The following is a 16030-nucleotide window of genomic DNA, read 5'->3' as shown; positions in this document are numbered from 1 at the left end:
AAAATAATTATCCTACTTACCTGCAATAATTGATTATAGCAATGCTATATCTATTTTTATTTATGATCAAATTAGTTTAGTATCATATTGTCATTTTATTGGCACTAAGATTAAATTTTCGTCAACAATGGCATAGCTGAGCTCTCCCCCTGAGAACACTGCGCCTATCTATATGATTTTTGGTGTTTTATGTCCATATTAAGCGGCCTTCCCGTACTTATCAGTAAGAAAGAGAACAAATCAGTCTACGTCAATTTATTCTCGACTCTCTCTATGGCAATCAACTTTCTATTCAGCTCTATAAATAATGATAACAACAATTTAATTACAATTTTCACTGACAAAGAAACATTCCTTTCTGATTTAAATTGTCATTCTTCATATCAATTCAACAAACTAACTGACAATTATATTAAATATGTTTACTTCTTAAACAAAGACAAATATAAAAACCAACCAAACGCAATAAAATTATTCGAGGACATTCACAGAATTAATATTGACAGCATGGAATGTTCTCAGTTTATTTTACTTATAAATGAATCTATGCTTTCTAACTTTACGGCCCAAGAAATAGAAACATTCCTTTACAATATAAAACACTTTGCCGGCAAGAAAGGGTTATGCGTGACACTCTGTCTATATGGTCATTTTGGAATGGTGGAGCTAGAGTCCAAGTTGCTAACAATTAATCAAGCTATCGCTGGATTAACTACAATGACATCTTTAGATGAGTATCGCTTTCGTTATTTAGTAAGATTTTGGTTGAACAAGTACGGCGTAACCGCCGGCGAAGAATATGTATTGACGCATAACGAACAGCATAAATTACAAGCAACTCGTTATAAAAAGGCCCAAGATAGTGACAAAGTAGAAAGTAAGCCAGATAGTCATATTTGCTATATCACTAAGCCTGCACTCATTCAGAGTATAAACACACCCAAAGGGATGTTGGTCGCCGACAACAATCAACACTTGCTGACTATGATTGATAATCCACAGGCAGCAACCTTCATTTTCAGTTGTACGAATCCAGGTGAAGTAAAAGAGTTAGCAATCAATTGCTATCAGTTAAGAGTGAACTTTGGTAGCCAGTTGAAGATTGTCATTCGAGAAACACAACAATGCTTAAGATATACAGACGAAAAGTTACTACTTCGTGCTGGTGTTAACCTTATCGTTCCATATCAAGTTCCGTATATCCGCTTTATGACTCAAGTTGAAGCTATCCAAGGACACATACTGAGCCGAACCTTACCTGCGAGCTTAGATACACTTCTCAAATACAGCCTAAGGTTTGAGAGCAAAGGGTATCTACAAAACACGGAGTTTGTTAAATATTGCTCGAATATCATCACTCGTTCTGTCTATTCCAATGTGGATTTCTCACTGGTAAGGCTGAGCCTACTGCCCGGTATGAGTGCTGAGGAATGTTTACGTTTGTGCCATATCCGCAGAGATGGTGATGTGGTAACGGCGACAAATAATGCGCTTTATGTCCTTTTCAGCGCCATTCGCAAAACGGATATTGATACCGCCATAAACAATATTTTTGAGTTTCCTGTGCGTGATCTGTTTCATTCCACGGTCACACTGGACACGAAAGAAAGCATTGAAACAGCGATGAACAATATCATTGAAAGTAAAATAGAAATTCCAAAAGACGTCTCTTCTTTGACAACCCAGAAGCAATTGTTCACTCCGACAGTCTCACCTTCCACTGACGTACCGGTTTCATTTGCAGTAAAACAAGCTATTTCCACCCAAGAGTCCCTATGAATATCCACGACTTTTTACACACTGCGTCTGTCTTTACCTTTATCGGCGCTTTTCTCGGCTATTTCCTGCGTGACATGGTCAAGCTAGTCACACGCTTTTATAACCAAAAATTACGACGCTCGCGTTACTTTGAACCCGACACCACTTTGACAAATAATAAGACAGTTAAGTAATGGCATTGAACTCTAAAGAACACACCTATTCCCGAATCGGATTAGGTTGGTGGAACATCTACTTCATTGCGAAAATAGCCCTGTACATGCAAGGTACTATTGCTTTCCATCCACTCGAAAATTTTGCGCTACTGCTTTTCATCGCTCTGCCCATCAATGATCGGAAAATCAATGTGATTCGTCACAGCGTGGCTTTAGTTCTTGCTGCTTGGCTAATTCACTATGACTCCTACCTGCCACCACTAGATGCGTTACTCGCACAAACCGCTCAACTAATGCAGTTTGAGTCTAGCTACACTTTAGAGTTAATCGGCCGCCTCTTGTCCACGCAAGTGCTGATAAGCTTCTTTGTCCTTTGTGCTTCTTACTTCATTTTGAGTAAGTTCTTACGGGTTTCTGTTTTTGTTGTTGTAGCCATGATCTATATCAGTGCTCCCGACAGCTCAGAGCTATCGACAACGGCTTTGGTTAACCCGACGCAACCGATTGAAGCAGGGAAACCGGGCAAACCCTCTCCTCCAGTAGCAGAGATGAATGATGCAATACTAAATAGTGTGGCCACAGAGTTCTTTGTTGAAGAGGCGTCGAGACAGGTAACCTTCAATACAAATGTGGCAACTGACACACCATTTGACATATTGTTCTTAAGCACTTGTTCTATTGCATGGGATGACATAGAAATCGCTGGTTTGGCGGATCACCCGTTGTTCAAAGAATTCGATATCATGTTCGACAATTTTAGTACGGCCACTTCGTACAGTGGTCCTGCAGTCATAAGATTACTCAGAGCAAGTTGTGGTCAACAAGAACACAGCCAATTGTTCTCTCCTCCTTCATCAAAGCAGTGTTTTTTATTTGATAATTTGAGAAAACTTGGATTCAAAGAAAACTTACTAATGAACCACGACGGTGTATTCGATAATTTCTTGGATTTAATAAAGAACAATGGTGGCCTTAAAGCCGAGCTAATGTCACAAACCGGTTTGACCCCATATCAACGTTCTTTCGATGGCTCTTCGATTTTCCGAGACAAACAAGTTCTCGATAAATGGTGGCAGCAAAGGCTGAGTAGTCATGATGAAAAGGTCGTTGCTCTCTATAATACGATTTCTCTACACGACGGTAACCGTATTATTAATGCCAACTCAACTTCGTCTCTGATAAGTTATAAACATCGTTTGAAGAACTTGCTCGATGATCTTTATGCTTTCTTCAAAGCATTGGAAAAGTCAGGACGCAATATTGTTGTCGCTTTAGTACCTGAGCACGGCGCAGGTATGAGGGGTGATAAAATGCAAATATCGGGTATGCGTGAAATTCCAGCGCAAACAATTGTTCACACACCTGTTGGTATCAAAATCTTTGGTAAGGGTATCCAACGCCAAGGTAAGACGGTACATATTGATCAGACATCAAGCTACTTAGCGATATCACAGTTAGTCGCCAATATTCTTGAACAGAACATTTATCAAAGTCGTAGCTTTGATGTCACGACATTGATAAGAAACTTACCTAAAACTCAGCTAGTGGCACAAAACTCTGGCTCTACCGTTGTGGAAGTTGGCGGAAAATATTACGTATCCCTGGATGGAATGAATTGGCTTGAATATCCAAATAAATAGTTAGGGTCTGTTTATCTTTCGCGATTCATTTTTGTTCGAAAGGTCAACAGACTCTAATTACTCATACTTAAATTCGTAAAGGCTGGTTTATTCCAGCCTTTACTGTATCAAAATCGATAGTGCCTAACGCTTTTCATATCTTATGTTTGTCTAATCGCAGTAAATGAGTAAAAATGATTCAGACATTATGCATTTACGGGAATATTCCATGCCAATTGATTCGTTGATTACTATCGGTGTTTTTGTTGTCCTTGCCATTATTATTCTTTCATCTGCCATAAAAACCGTCCCTCAAGGGAACAACTGGACTGTTGAGAGATTTGGCCGTTACACTCACACGCTTAAGCCTGGGTTAAATTTGATTATTCCTTTCATCGACCGTATTGGTCATAAAATTAATATGATGGAGCGAGTATTAGATATCCCCGCACAAGAGGTCATCAGTAAAGATAACGCCAATGTTACGATTGACGCAGTGGGCTTTGTGCAGGTTATCGAAGCAGCAAAAGCAGCCTATGAGGTTAACGATCTCGAGCACGCAATCAGAAACCTTACTCTTACTAATATTCGTACCGTGTTAGGTTCAATGGAACTTGATGAAATGCTTAGCCAACGAGACATGATCAATTCCAAGTTACTCGCCATTGTTGACCAAGCAACAAACCCTTGGGGTGTAAAAGTGACGCGTATCGAAATCAAAGATGTTCAGCCACCAGCAGACCTAACGGCTGCGATGAATGCGCAGATGAAAGCGGAACGTAACAAGCGTGCTGAAATTCTTGAAGCCGAGGGGATCCGCCAAGCTGAGATCCTTAAAGCAGAAGGCCACAAACAATCTCAAATATTAAAAGCAGAAGGTGAGAAACAGTCTGCGATTCTCCATGCTGAAGCTCGCGAACGTGCTGCACAAGCAGAAGCCCAGGCTACCTCTGTGGTTTCAGAAGCAATTGCTAAAGGTGACATGCAAGCCGTGAATTACTTTATTGCACAAGGTTATACAGAAGCATTAAAGAGCATTGGCCAAGCAGAAAATGGAAAAATCATCATGCTACCGCTTGAAGCCACTGGCCTCATGGGTTCAGTAGCAGGTATTGCAGAAATGTTTAAACAACAGAATAAAGAATAACATTCGCCTATGGACTTCATTAGCTTACTCGACGGGATCACTTTCTGGCACTGGCTCGCGTTAGGATTAGCCCTGCTTGCTATCGAGTTACTTGGTACGGCAGGCTACTTCCTATGGCTTGGGATTTCCGCACTCATAGTTGGGGTTATACTATCGGTGTTACCGATGAGCTGGCAGCTACAATGGCTATCTTTTGCCACGTTCAGTTTAGTCACGACCTGGTTATGGTGGCGACGACAATTGAAGCAAGATAAAGAAGATGATCAAGCCCGAGACTTGAATCAAAAATACAAACAACTTATTGGCAGAACACTTACCATCGAAGAAGACTTTTCTATTGGTCTCAATAGAATTCATGTGGCAGACACCACTTGGTCAGCTCAATGTGATCAAGCTATTCCGGCGGGAACCCGAGTAAAAATAGTTGCTGTAGAAGGAATTATCCTGATCATAGAGCCTGTTTCTGAGTAACTTATGTAAAAATAATGGAGCGTTTATCGCTCCTTTATTATCTAATCGAAATTATTCTTTTATTTCATCATCTTGTTTAAATTACTAATAAAAATTAAGTTCCATAATAATATTCATATCCTCTCTTTATATTCTTACATTATTTTAAACACAAAGAAAAGAATCAACGAGATAAAAACAAATCCACTATTTTCACCCCATCTAATTTCAATATAAAAAATAAAACATTAGTAATTTATTTTTTGATCTTTTTAAGTCTAGATACATACTTAACGCATAAGCATAGCCGTTTAATGCTTATATTTTTAGGTAAGTAAGAAGATGTACTATGAAAAAACGATAATATTTTGAACTAGGACTAAGTAATGCTCGAAGGGCTCAGCTATTACACTTGGGTATAGTAGTACCAGTTCAGAGTAGTAATGCCAGCCCAGCAATAGAGCAACTAGTTGCTTACATTAGAATTCCAATATTTAAAGTTAAAAATAAACAGAGTTTAAAATTAGTTATCTTTTTAATTTTTAATCTGATTAAAAATTAATGACACAGGTTAATTCCTAAAGTCATTAATAAATAAGAGGTCTACCATGAAACGAATTGCTACTTTAATTTTTGCTTGCTTGGTATTTTCTTCACCTGTTTCGTTAGCTCAAAATGAAGGACATGTTTTTGGTGCGGGCGTAGACTGTACCTTCAGTGACGGCACAGTTAAGCAGTTGCCTCGAGAATTATGCAAGATGTATGGGGGCGTATATAAATAGCCTCTGAAGCTAATTGATTAAACGAAGTTTATCTGAGTCAGGTAATCCACTCAGGTGAACTTCGCACGCAATATAAAAATATTAATTTCTCAATGATTAAAACTTGTAAAAGTCAGAGCCGATAAAAGCATCCCACCCTCTTTGCCATTCAGCTTTAATCATTGTCTCTTGTGGCTGATCAGCACATTGGTCATCATAACGAACACCCTGAACACCTTTCTCAAACGCTTTAAAGGGATCGCAATACGCAGCTTTACCTGCGTCATATCCGCGCTTGTATGACGCCTCATCAAAAGCGACGGTTTCTTTCAACTGAGGTAGAATGTCGTTGTTATATTGGTACCCATTTGCACCAAATCGTTCGCCTTGACCAAACCAGTATTCTTCTGCTGTTTTAGGGCCATTACTACATGCTTGAAGAGAAAGAAATACAAGTGAAACTAATAAGACTTTCTTCATACCCCCCCCCTTTAAAATACTAACGATAATGTGCAAAAGATAAAAAATATTAAATAAAAAAGCTGAGCACATGCTCAGCTTTTTATAATTACTAATTATTTTACACCGAATGGCATAGTTAGAATTAGTTTAAAGTCTGTTTCATCATTAAATGCGTTAGAGTATGGACCCCAATCTGGCGCATCTGAATCATTGTAGAAGTTCGTGTAGTAGAAGCTGATGTTAGCATCTTTAAGCGCGCCACCTTGAATTGCATAGTTTGCGAAGAAGCTGTAAGCGTACTCTACCAACTCATCGTAACCTGATGCTTTAGCACCACCACCGTAAGCACCGCTCAGACCCGCACTAAATCCGTTACCACCGATATCCGAGAAGTCACGAGCTGCAGACAAGAAGAATGCATATTCACCATCGTGGTTAAAGTCAGAGCGGTTGTTCCACCAGATTTCATACGCACCGTTGGAACCACCGTATTGCTCAGTTAAACGGTAAGCCATGTTACCGACTTGACCACGTTTGTCATCAGAATCAGCCGATGTGTAAGTCGCTTCAGCACGGAAGCTGTATTGATCCATAGATTTAGAAGTCAAAAGCGCTACCTGGAACGCTGTGCTGTCGTATTGGTTGTCATCATCAACAACGTAAAGTTGTGGAGACCAGTAAATACCGCCATCTGTAGTGCCTTTCACTTTGAAATGGAAGTTCTTACGATCGCCGTCAGTCAGACCGCCGTAACCTGCATCAAAAGAGATACCGTTATCTAGAGCGTAACGAGCACCAAATGAGTAAACATCGCCTGCTTCCTCACCTGCTCCGCCCCAGAAAGAGCCTTCATTGAACTCGTAAGTTTTTTTGAACCATGGCGCCTTGTATTCATCTGCGTAAACAAAGCCAAGCGCAAGTTTGCCGAAGTTCGCACCGATTTCACCACCACGGTATGTGCCTGGAGCGAATGACCAGTTCACACCTAGAGAGCTAGGAACTGATGGTTGGAAGTAACCTAGTTTTGCATTAAAGTTTTCACCAAACTTAAACTTAGCTGCTGCTGTAGCAAACGAAACGCCATTATCCGTTTCGTATGAATCACATGAACTACCAGCACCATATGGTGAGTCACAATCGAAGAAGTTCATTTCGTGTTCGAATGAAGCATTATTCCACATATCGAATGTAGAGTAGATAACTGCATCAAAACCAACTGTGTCTGCTACGTAGCCAGAGTGGAAACCGAGGTTAGCAAAGATTGAACCGTGGTCTAGGTTAGCAACTTTAGATGTATCATTTCCGTTTTCATCTTTACCTGCACGGTCACGTGCACGCAAAAAGAAGTTTACGTTACCGCTGATTGTTGACTCAGAGAAAAACTCTGAAACTGAACCCGCGTAGGCTGGGCCTACTGGATCTTCAGCCATAGCAGGAGCAGCAACTACAGCCCCCATCATTGCTGCAGTAAGAGCAGATACCTTAAAAAATTTGTCCATGGAAAAACTCCTAAAAATAGATATAGCTGTTTTTTCTATCTCTCCTTAAGTTGGCCGCCGAAGGAGAGAAGTATTAAGCTTCGTTATTCCTAACTTAGCTTTTTTAGTTTCTGCATACACACCGTGTATCACACGTCATTAAGACTAACTTCGCGACTAAAAACATCCAAATGGAACTTATTTTTTTTCTAAAAAAATATGAGCCACAACAAAGTTCCATATAAGTTATTGATCCAGATCTTATTTTTAAATATATCGAACACAAATAAACATTATCCAATACAAATCAACAACTTAGAATAAAAACCTCAACCAACTTGAAGTGCCTCGCAGAGTAGATAACAAAAAAATTTAATAATTCAGGGGGAGATCTTTATCACTGAAAAGATTAAAAACGTAAATTTTAGAGACGAGTTTAGAACTTAAAATAAGATGAAGAAAAGCCCCAGAGCCATAGCTACTGGGGCTTATTAGAAAGGTGTCTGCGTTTTTGTTTGACTTAATTCATTAAGTCGAGCAAGTCTTGCTCGGTTTTAATTTCAATCCCCAACTCTTGGGCTTTTGCCAATTTAGAGCCCGCATTTGCACCTGCGAATAAAATATCCGTTTTCTTAGAAACACTGCCCGTTACTTTCGCCCCAAGCGCTTGTAGTGCTTCTTTCGCTTCGGTACGACCTAACTGAGAAAGTGTCCCTGTTAGCACTACTGTCTTACCTTCTAGCGGTAATTCCACGCCTTGCTCAGGAGCATTAATTTCTGGCCAGTGAATACCCTGATCGAGTAAATCTTTAACCACTGCTTGATTTTTCTCTTCACCAAAGAAGGTCGTGATATGTTTCGCTACCACAACGCCAATATCCTGAACTTCAATTAACTGCTCTTCAGTCGCTGCTTGAATCGTTTCAAGGGACTTGAAATGCTGAGCCAAGTTGGCTGCAGTGGCTTCCCCTACCTCTCGGATACCCAATGAGTATAAGAAGCGAGGTAACGTAGTTAACTTCGACTTTTCTAATGCATTGACAATATTTTGCGCCGACTTTGGCCCCATACGCTCTAAGACCGTCAATACTCCTGCTGACAACTTAAACAGATCCGCTGGGGTTTCCACCATCTCGCGATCTACAAGTTGTTCAATAACTTTATCACCTAGGCCATCCACATCTAACGCTTTACGAGACACAAAGTGCTTCAGAGCTTGCTTGCGCTGCGCCTGACAAACCAATCCACCCGTACAGCGAGTAACCGCTTCCCCTTCGATACGTTCCACATGTGAACCACAAACTGGACAAAGTGACGGGAATACGATATCTCGCGCGTTTTCTGGTCGGCGCTCGCGAATCACTGAGACAACCTGAGGAATCACGTCGCCTGCACGACGAATCACAACCTGGTCTCCAACCTTCACTTGTAGACGTTCAATTTCATCAGCGTTGTGTAGAGTTGCGTTACTTACTGTCACGCCTCCAACAAAAACAGGTTCTAGTTTTGCTACCGGTGTAATTGCTCCGGTACGCCCTACCTGAAACTCAACTTCATTCAGTGTGGTGATCTCTTCCTGGGCCGGGAATTTGTAAGCAATCGCCCATCGCGGTGCTCTAGCGACAAATCCCAATCGTTCCTGAATTGCGATATCATCAACTTTAATCACGACACCATCAATTTCATACGGCAAATCATCACGACGCTGTAAGATATCTTGGTAATACGCTTTCACTTCAGCCAAGCTTTCCACGCGCTTGGTTTCAGGACACATCGGCAGCCCCCAGGACCTGATTTGCAGAAAGCGTTCATAATGACTAGCCGCCAATTCTGCTCCCAGAACAACGCCAACACTGTATGCATAGAAACTAAGTGGGCGCGAAGCGGTAATACGTGAGTCTAGTTGGCGCAAGCTACCAGCCGCTGCATTACGGGGGTTAACAAACACTTTGTCCCCTTTTTGACGAGCCAGCTCGTTCAGCTTTTCAAAACCTGCTTTTGGCATGAAAACTTCACCACGCACTTCAAGACGAGCAGGCCAATCATCACCTCTCAACTTCAGTGGAATAGCATTGATTGTTCGAACGTTTTCAGTAATGTTTTCACCAGTTGTCCCATCACCACGCGTCGCCGCTTGCACTAGAATCCCGTTTTCGTAGAGCAAGCTCACGGCTAAGCCATCTAATTTAGGCTCGCAACAATATTGCTTAACACTTTGGTTGCCGACTCGGTCTTGCGCTCGTTTGTGGAAGCTGTCTAGTTCACCATCATCAAAAGCGTTGTCTAATGAGAGCATCGGTACTTCATGTGTTACTTGGCTAAATTCAGATAAAGGTTTACCACCAACACGCTGGCTTGGAGAGTCAACAGTAACTAAGTCTGGGTTTTGAGCTTCAATTTCCAGTAATTCACGCATGAGGCGATCATACTCAGCATCAGGAATCTCTGGGTTATCTTCCACGTAGTAACGAACAGCGTGGTAATGCAACGACTCTTTTAGTTCTTCTAGTCGTTGAAGTACTGATTCAGACATATTAAAGCCCCGTATTTTTTCAATCGGTGAGGTTGGAATCGAAGAAAAAGGGCTCCAACCGGAGCCCTTCTTTATTTGGTATTAAGATTATGCGTTAGCCGTCTTAAACTCAACTATTTGACGACGATAAGCGGCCAAACGGTCTGGGGTCATCAGGTTTCTGCGATCATCCAGAACATTTCCTCCCATGTCGTCAGCAATTTGTTGCGCAGTACGAAGCATCAGGTTGAAGTTTTGTTCAGCTTCACCAAAGCAAGGTAAAGTCATAAAGAACGAGATACCTTTGGTGGTAAATTCTGCTGGGTCACCATGTTCTAACGTACCTGGATGCATCATGTTGGCAACACTAAACAACACTTTACCAGTACCAGACAGGTCAACATGTCGATGGAAGATATTCATCTCACCATAGAGAAGACCATTTTGCTGCATGCTATCAAACAGCTCTGTTCCCACAAATGGTTCTTCACCAGCACAATGCACGTTAAGAACAATCACCTGCATTTCTGGCTCAGGTTTTGGTTCCTCTTTAGGAGCTGCAACAGATAACTCTTCAGTTACTTCCGTCTCGTGCACCGGAGCAGAAAACGCAGGCGCTACAGATTCTTCTACCGTTGTTTGAACAGGACTTTGCATCACTGGCTCTTGTATAAACGGCTCTTGACCTACGACTTCATCATCGTGGTTTTTCGCAGCCACAAATGAAGGAACCTCTTCAGGCTCATCCTTGAATGGCTTGTCTTCCGGTACTCCGCCAAACAGAGGATCCGACTCAATCCTAGTATCAAACGTATTTTCCATCCCAAAGTCTGGTTCTTGGCGATCTTTACGAATGATTTCAAAATCGTCTTCAGGAGCAGAAGCGACATTTCGCTCTGGCTCGATTAGGCTAGCTTTACCTTGGTCAACTTCCAACTTGCCGAGCGGCTTGTTACCAAATTTTGCTTTGCCTTCTTTTTTACTGCTCCATAAACCATGAAACAGCAGCGCTGCGATGGCTAATGCGCCAACAACAATGAGTACGAATCGCAATTCCTGCATTATTTACTCTCAATATACTTGTTTGTTCTACTCGCACTTCCTTGAGCAGCAACCCAAGTGCAATAATTCTTAATGATACGTTTACTTTACCAAAACTATATGCAGGTTTAGAACAACTTAATGCAAGAAGTTCATTTTTTTGTTGTGATTCTTGCCACGATTCCACTTTATAAGAGGTCATTTGTTAGGGCATTGAAAGAAAAGTCGCGACAGGTACAATAAGTTTTCATTCTCTCAAAACGAAATGGATATGACGCTAAACAATCAGCCAAGAACCGGATTCGGTTATTTCCTATATGGGATAAAGCTAGCACTCTCACCTAAGATAAGACGCTTTGTCGTGTTGCCTCTACTTGCGAACATTCTGCTTGTTGGTGGAGCCATTTTTTATCTGTTCTCTCATCTTAATGCATGGATTGAAGGCTGGATTGGGCAACTACCAGACATTCTGTCCTGGCTCACGTATGTGCTTTGGCCTTTACTCGCGCTAACGATACTTGCGACTTTCTCTTATTTCTTTAGCACATTAGCTAATTTTATCGCCGCACCATTTAATGGTTTGTTGGCGGAAAAGGTAGAAGAGAGCCTGACCGGACAAAAAATCAATGACGATGGTTTTACCGCTGTGATTAAAGATGTTCCACGAGTATTAGCTCGAGAGTGGAGAAAATTGCTTTATACACTACCTAAAGCGATTGGCTTGTTTTTGCTGCTACTTATTCCAGCATTAGGGCAAACGGTAGGACCATTCCTGTGGTTTATCTTTACCGCGTGGATGTTGGCGATCCAATATTGTGACTACCCATTTGATAATCACAAAATCCCGTTCAATGATATGCGTTACAAATTGAAACAAAAACAAGGTAAGGCCTATGGGTTTGGTGTTTTGGTTTCCGTGTTTACCACTATCCCCATTTTGAATCTCATCGTAATGCCGGTTGCGATATGCGGAGCCACCGCAATGTGGGTCGCAGAATTCAAACATCAGAGATAATCAACTAGTCGCTTAAGAATAAGGAAAGGCTTCAGCTTTTCCTCTATTCTTTTGCTGAAAGAACGGACAACCTAATAAGATATAACTTTTTAATCCTTTTCCGTTTTTTTTAGACCTAATATTCTTCTAACTATATTCACAAAACGTGTAATGAAGGAACATCACTATGAGCAAGATCTACGAAGATAACTCTCTTACTATTGGTAACACTCCCCTAGTTCGCTTAAACAAAGTGAGCAAAGGTAACGTTCTAGCGAAAATCGAAGCGCGCAACCCAAGCTTCAGTGTTAAATGCCGTATCGGTGCAAACATGATTTGGGATGCTGAAAAATCAGGCAAACTTAAGCCAGATGTAGAATTAGTAGAACCAACCAGTGGTAACACAGGTATCGCGTTAGCTTTCGTAGCAGCCGCTCGCGGTTACAAACTGACTCTGACTATGCCTGAGTCTATGAGTCTTGAACGTCGTAAGCTTCTTAAAGCACTAGGTGCAAATCTAGAGCTTACTGAAGCAGCTAAAGGCATGAAAGGGGCAATTGCTAAAGCAGAAGAAATCGTAGCAAGCAACCCTGAAAAATACCTTCTTCTACAACAGTTCAACAACCCAGCTAACCCAGAAATCCACGAGAAGACAACTGGTCCAGAAATTTGGGAAGCGACTGACGGTGCTATCGACGTACTTGTCGCTGGTGTTGGTACAGGCGGTACTATCACAGGTACAAGCCGTTACATCAAAGGCGAAAAAGGCAAAGCGATTACTTCTGTTGCAGTAGAACCAGCAGAATCACCAGTAATCACCCAAGCACTAGCAGGTGAAGAAATTCAACCAGCTCCACACAAAATCCAAGGTATCGGTGCAGGTTTCATCCCTGGCAACCTAGATTTAGAACTTCTAGACCGTGTTGAGCTAGTAACTTCTGAAGAAGCAATTGAGATGGCTCGCCGCCTAATGGAAGAGGAAGGTATCCTTGCAGGTATCTCTTCAGGCGCGGCAGTGGTTGCAGCAAACAGAATCGCAGAACTTCCTGAATTTGAAGGAAAAACTATCGTAACAATTCTGCCAAGCTCAGGCGAACGTTACCTAAGTACCGCACTATTTGCAGGTATCTTTACTGAAAAAGAGAACGAACAGTAATACGTGTTCAAATCAATTTTTCGTTTAAAAAAGCCCCGGTCAGGGGCTTTTTTGTTGATCCCTGCCCCACCTTTGGTAATATCAGGGTGTTTTATTTCTAGCTTCAAAATAAAGAAGCAGAACACAAAAAGGTTTCAAAGTGATTACGCACGCAAACAGTTGCGTAATTGCAGAACTTTTGACTAGTATCAGATCTAACACGCTTTGAACTCTCCCGTGCTAGCGCACAAGTTATAAAGCAGTTAAGCTAAATCTAGTCACTACTAACAAAAAAATACATTTATTGGGGTATATCACATGTACGAGAAGCAAGTAGAAATCACAGCAGAAAACGGTCTTCACACTCGTCCAGCTGCACAGTTTGTTAAAGAAGCAAAAGCATTCGACGCAGACATCACTGTGACTTCTAATGGTAAAAGCGCTAGCGCGAAGAGCCTATTCAAACTACAAACACTTGGCCTAGTAAAAGGTACTCAGGTAACTATCTCTGCTGAAGGCCCACAAGCCCAGCAAGCAGTTGAACACCTAGTTGCTCTAATGGACCAACTACACTAAGAAAGTCTTCTACTCCAAAAGCCATTTTGTGAAAACAAAATGGCTTTGTTGGAAATAGGCTCAAAACTAAGCTAAAACTATTCGTTAGCGCACCCATTATTCTCCCGTTTTATAAAGTTGACCAAACTTAAGGTAAGGCTATGATTTCAGGCATCCTAGCATCTCCTGGTATTGCAATCGGTAAAGCACTACTACTTCAAGAAGATGAAATTGTCCTAAACACAAACACTATTTCTGATGATCAAGTAGAAGCTGAAGTTCAGCGTTTCTTTGACGCTCGTGAAAAATCTTCCGCTCAACTAGAAACAATCAAGCAAAAAGCGCTTGAAACGTTTGGTGAAGAAAAAGAAGCGATCTTTGAAGGTCACATCATGCTTCTTGAAGATGAAGAGCTAGAAGAAGAAATCCTAGCACTTATCAAAAACGACAAAATGACTGCGGATCACGCTATCCACACAGTTATCGAAGAGCAAGCAACTGCTCTTGAGTCACTAGACGATGAATACCTAAAAGAACGTGCAACTGACATCCGTGATATCGGTTCTCGCTTCGTGAAAAACGCACTAGGTATCAACATTGTATCGCTAAGCGACATCAATGAAGAAGTAATCTTGGTTGCTTACGACTTGACTCCATCAGAAACTGCACAGATCAACCTTGACTACGTTCTTGGTTTCGCATGTGACATCGGTGGCCGTACGTCACACACTTCAATCATGGCTCGCTCACTTGAGCTACCAGCTATCGTTGGTACTAACGACATCACATCGCGCGTTAAGAATGGTGACATGCTGATTCTTGACGCGATGAACAACAAGATCGTTGTGAACCCATCTGAAGCTGAGCTAGAAGAAGCGAAAGCAGTTAAAGCTGCATTCAAAGCTGAAAAAGAAGAGCTAGCTAAGCTAAAAGACCTACATGCAGAGACTATTGACGGTCACCGCGTCGAAGTTTGCGGTAACATCGGTACAGTTAAAGACTGTGACGGTATCATCCGTAACGGTGGTGAAGGTGTTGGTCTGTACCGTACTGAATTCCTATTTATGGACCGTAGCGCTCTACCAACTGAAGATGAGCAATACCAAGCTTATAAAGAAGTTGCAGAAGCAATGGAAGATCAAGCTGTAATCATCCGCACTATGGATATCGGCGGCGATAAAGATCTACCATACATGGATCTTCCAAAAGAGATGAACCCGTTCCTGGGCTGGCGTGCAGTACGTATCAGCTTGGATCGTCGTGAGATTCTTCGTGACCAGCTACGTGGCATCCTACGTGCGTCAGCGCACGGCAAACTACGTATCATGTTCCCAATGATCATCTCTGTTGAAGAAATCCGTGAGCTTAAGAAAGCAATCGAAGAGTACAAAGCAGAACTTCGCGCTGAAGGTCATGCATTCGACGAAAGCATCGAAATCGGTGTAATGGTTGAAACTCCAGCAGCAGCAGCAATCGCGCACCACTTAGCGAAGGAAGTATCTTTCTTCTCTATCGGTACGAATGACCTGACTCAGTACACGCTAGCCGTTGACCGTGGTAACGAGATGATTTCTCACCTTTACAACCCACTATCACCAGCAGTGCTTACTGTTATCAAACAAGTTATTGATGCTTCTCACGCTGAAGGTAAATGGACTGGTATGTGTGGTGAGCTTGCAGGCGATGAGCGTGCAACACTATTACTTCTAGGTATGGGTCTGGATGAGTTCTCTATGAGCGGTATCTCTATCCCTAAAGTGAAGAAAGTTATCCGTAACTCTAACTTCGCAGAAGTGAAAGCAATGGCTGAAGAAGCACTTTCTCTACCAACTGCAGCTGAGATTGAAGCTGTGGTAGAAAAGTTCATTGCAGAGAAAACTAAATAATCGCTAGTACCAAGTAATTCAACACCTAATGGCCATTAGACGGCGAAAAAAGTCGT

General features: G+C 41.8%; 13 protein-coding genes. 9 read left to right on the top strand and 4 right to left on the bottom strand.

Going from position 1 to position 16030, the window contains the following annotated elements; translation table 11 throughout:
* Positions 1-273: 273 nt before the first annotated feature.
* The 5 genes from bcsE (at position 274) to WJM94_RS10380 (ending at position 5932) form a co-directional block, all read left to right on the top strand.
* Positions 274-1779 carry a cellulose biosynthesis protein BcsE gene (gene bcsE / locus WJM94_RS10400; protein WP_444494153.1) on the top strand — a complete coding sequence of 502 codons (1506 nt, stop codon included), beginning with the start codon at positions 274-276 and terminating at the stop codon, positions 1777-1779.
* A gap of 172 nt (positions 1780-1951) precedes the next feature.
* Positions 1952-3574: a cellulose biosynthesis protein BcsG gene (gene bcsG, locus WJM94_RS10395; RefSeq protein WP_444494152.1), complete on the top strand. Its 1623-nt coding sequence runs from the start codon at positions 1952-1954 to the stop codon at positions 3572-3574.
* Positions 3575-3782: 208 nt separating this feature from the next.
* Positions 3783-4700, top strand: a complete 918-nt coding sequence (locus WJM94_RS10390; protein ID WP_444494151.1) for an SPFH domain-containing protein — start codon at positions 3783-3785, stop codon at positions 4698-4700.
* 9 nt (positions 4701-4709) lie between these two features.
* Positions 4710-5171 carry an NfeD family protein gene (locus WJM94_RS10385; RefSeq protein ID WP_444494150.1) on the top strand — a complete coding sequence of 154 codons (462 nt, stop codon included), beginning with the start codon at positions 4710-4712 and terminating at the stop codon, positions 5169-5171.
* A 587-nt stretch (positions 5172-5758) separates the two neighbouring features.
* Entirely contained in the window at positions 5759-5932 is a 174-nt protein-coding gene (locus tag WJM94_RS10380) for a hypothetical protein (RefSeq protein ID WP_444494149.1), read from the top strand.
* A gap of 96 nt (positions 5933-6028) precedes the next feature.
* On the opposite strand, the gene WJM94_RS10375 is transcribed toward WJM94_RS10380, so the two are convergent.
* The 4 genes from WJM94_RS10375 to zipA form a co-directional block, all read right to left on the bottom strand.
* Positions 6029-6391: a DUF2799 domain-containing protein gene (locus tag WJM94_RS10375; protein ID WP_444494148.1), complete on the bottom strand. Its 363-nt coding sequence runs from the start codon at positions 6389-6391 to the stop codon at positions 6029-6031.
* A 95-nt stretch (positions 6392-6486) separates the two neighbouring features.
* On the bottom strand, positions 6487-7872 hold the full coding sequence (locus tag WJM94_RS10370) for a multidrug transporter (protein WP_444494147.1): 1386 nt from the start codon (positions 7870-7872) through the stop codon (positions 6487-6489).
* Positions 7873-8371: 499 nt separating this feature from the next.
* The gene (gene ligA, locus WJM94_RS10365) at positions 8372-10384 is read right to left on the bottom strand and encodes an NAD-dependent DNA ligase LigA (protein ID WP_444494146.1); all 2013 of its coding nucleotides are present in this window, start codon (positions 10382-10384) and stop codon (positions 8372-8374) included.
* Positions 10385-10471: 87 nt separating this feature from the next.
* Positions 10472-11425 carry a cell division protein ZipA gene (zipA, locus tag WJM94_RS10360; protein ID WP_444494145.1) on the bottom strand — a complete coding sequence of 318 codons (954 nt, stop codon included), beginning with the start codon at positions 11423-11425 and terminating at the stop codon, positions 10472-10474.
* Positions 11426-11675: 250 nt separating this feature from the next.
* On the opposite strand from zipA, the gene cysZ reads away from it, so the two are divergent.
* The 4 genes from cysZ (at position 11676) to ptsI (ending at position 15974) form a co-directional block, all read left to right on the top strand.
* Positions 11676-12419: a sulfate transporter CysZ gene (gene cysZ, locus WJM94_RS10355; protein ID WP_444494144.1), complete on the top strand. Its 744-nt coding sequence runs from the start codon at positions 11676-11678 to the stop codon at positions 12417-12419.
* A gap of 166 nt (positions 12420-12585) precedes the next feature.
* Complete coding sequence (cysK, locus tag WJM94_RS10350; RefSeq protein ID WP_444494143.1) at positions 12586-13554, top strand: cysteine synthase A; 969 nt, start codon at positions 12586-12588, stop codon at positions 13552-13554.
* Positions 13555-13851: 297 nt separating this feature from the next.
* On the top strand, positions 13852-14109 hold the full coding sequence (locus WJM94_RS10345; protein WP_258458068.1) for an HPr family phosphocarrier protein: 258 nt from the start codon (positions 13852-13854) through the stop codon (positions 14107-14109).
* 140 nt (positions 14110-14249) lie between these two features.
* Positions 14250-15974: a phosphoenolpyruvate-protein phosphotransferase PtsI gene (ptsI, locus tag WJM94_RS10340; RefSeq protein ID WP_444494142.1), complete on the top strand. Its 1725-nt coding sequence runs from the start codon at positions 14250-14252 to the stop codon at positions 15972-15974.
* The last annotated feature ends 56 nt before the right edge of the window (positions 15975-16030 follow it).

Source organism: Vibrio sp. YIC-376, from assembly GCF_052353105.1.
GTDB lineage: Bacteria > Pseudomonadota > Gammaproteobacteria > Enterobacterales > Vibrionaceae > Vibrio.
Note: the sequence above shows the minus strand (reverse complement) of the source record. Positions and strands in the feature narration are given on the sequence as shown.

What these genes read in the sequence shown, in the direction of transcription:
- bcsE (WP_444494153.1), top strand. Translation starts at nt 274, where the DNA reads ATGGCAATCAACTTTCTATTCAGCTCTATAAATAATGATAACAACAAT.
- bcsG (WP_444494152.1), top strand. Translation starts at nt 1,952, where the DNA reads ATGGCATTGAACTCTAAAGAACACACCTATTCCCGAATCGGATTAGGT.
- WJM94_RS10390 (WP_444494151.1), top strand. Translation starts at nt 3,783, where the DNA reads ATGCCAATTGATTCGTTGATTACTATCGGTGTTTTTGTTGTCCTTGCC.
- WJM94_RS10385 (WP_444494150.1), top strand. Translation starts at nt 4,710, where the DNA reads ATGGACTTCATTAGCTTACTCGACGGGATCACTTTCTGGCACTGGCTC.
- WJM94_RS10380 (WP_444494149.1), top strand. Translation starts at nt 5,759, where the DNA reads ATGAAACGAATTGCTACTTTAATTTTTGCTTGCTTGGTATTTTCTTCA.
- WJM94_RS10375 (WP_444494148.1), bottom strand. Translation starts at nt 6,391, where the DNA reads ATGAAGAAAGTCTTATTAGTTTCACTTGTATTTCTTTCTCTTCAAGCA.
- WJM94_RS10370 (WP_444494147.1), bottom strand. Translation starts at nt 7,872, where the DNA reads ATGGACAAATTTTTTAAGGTATCTGCTCTTACTGCAGCAATGATGGGG.
- ligA (WP_444494146.1), bottom strand. Translation starts at nt 10,384, where the DNA reads ATGTCTGAATCAGTACTTCAACGACTAGAAGAACTAAAAGAGTCGTTG.
- zipA (WP_444494145.1), bottom strand. Translation starts at nt 11,425, where the DNA reads ATGCAGGAATTGCGATTCGTACTCATTGTTGTTGGCGCATTAGCCATC.
- cysZ (WP_444494144.1), top strand. Translation starts at nt 11,676, where the DNA reads ATGACGCTAAACAATCAGCCAAGAACCGGATTCGGTTATTTCCTATAT.
- cysK (WP_444494143.1), top strand. Translation starts at nt 12,586, where the DNA reads ATGAGCAAGATCTACGAAGATAACTCTCTTACTATTGGTAACACTCCC.
- WJM94_RS10345 (WP_258458068.1), top strand. Translation starts at nt 13,852, where the DNA reads ATGTACGAGAAGCAAGTAGAAATCACAGCAGAAAACGGTCTTCACACT.
- ptsI (WP_444494142.1), top strand. Translation starts at nt 14,250, where the DNA reads ATGATTTCAGGCATCCTAGCATCTCCTGGTATTGCAATCGGTAAAGCA.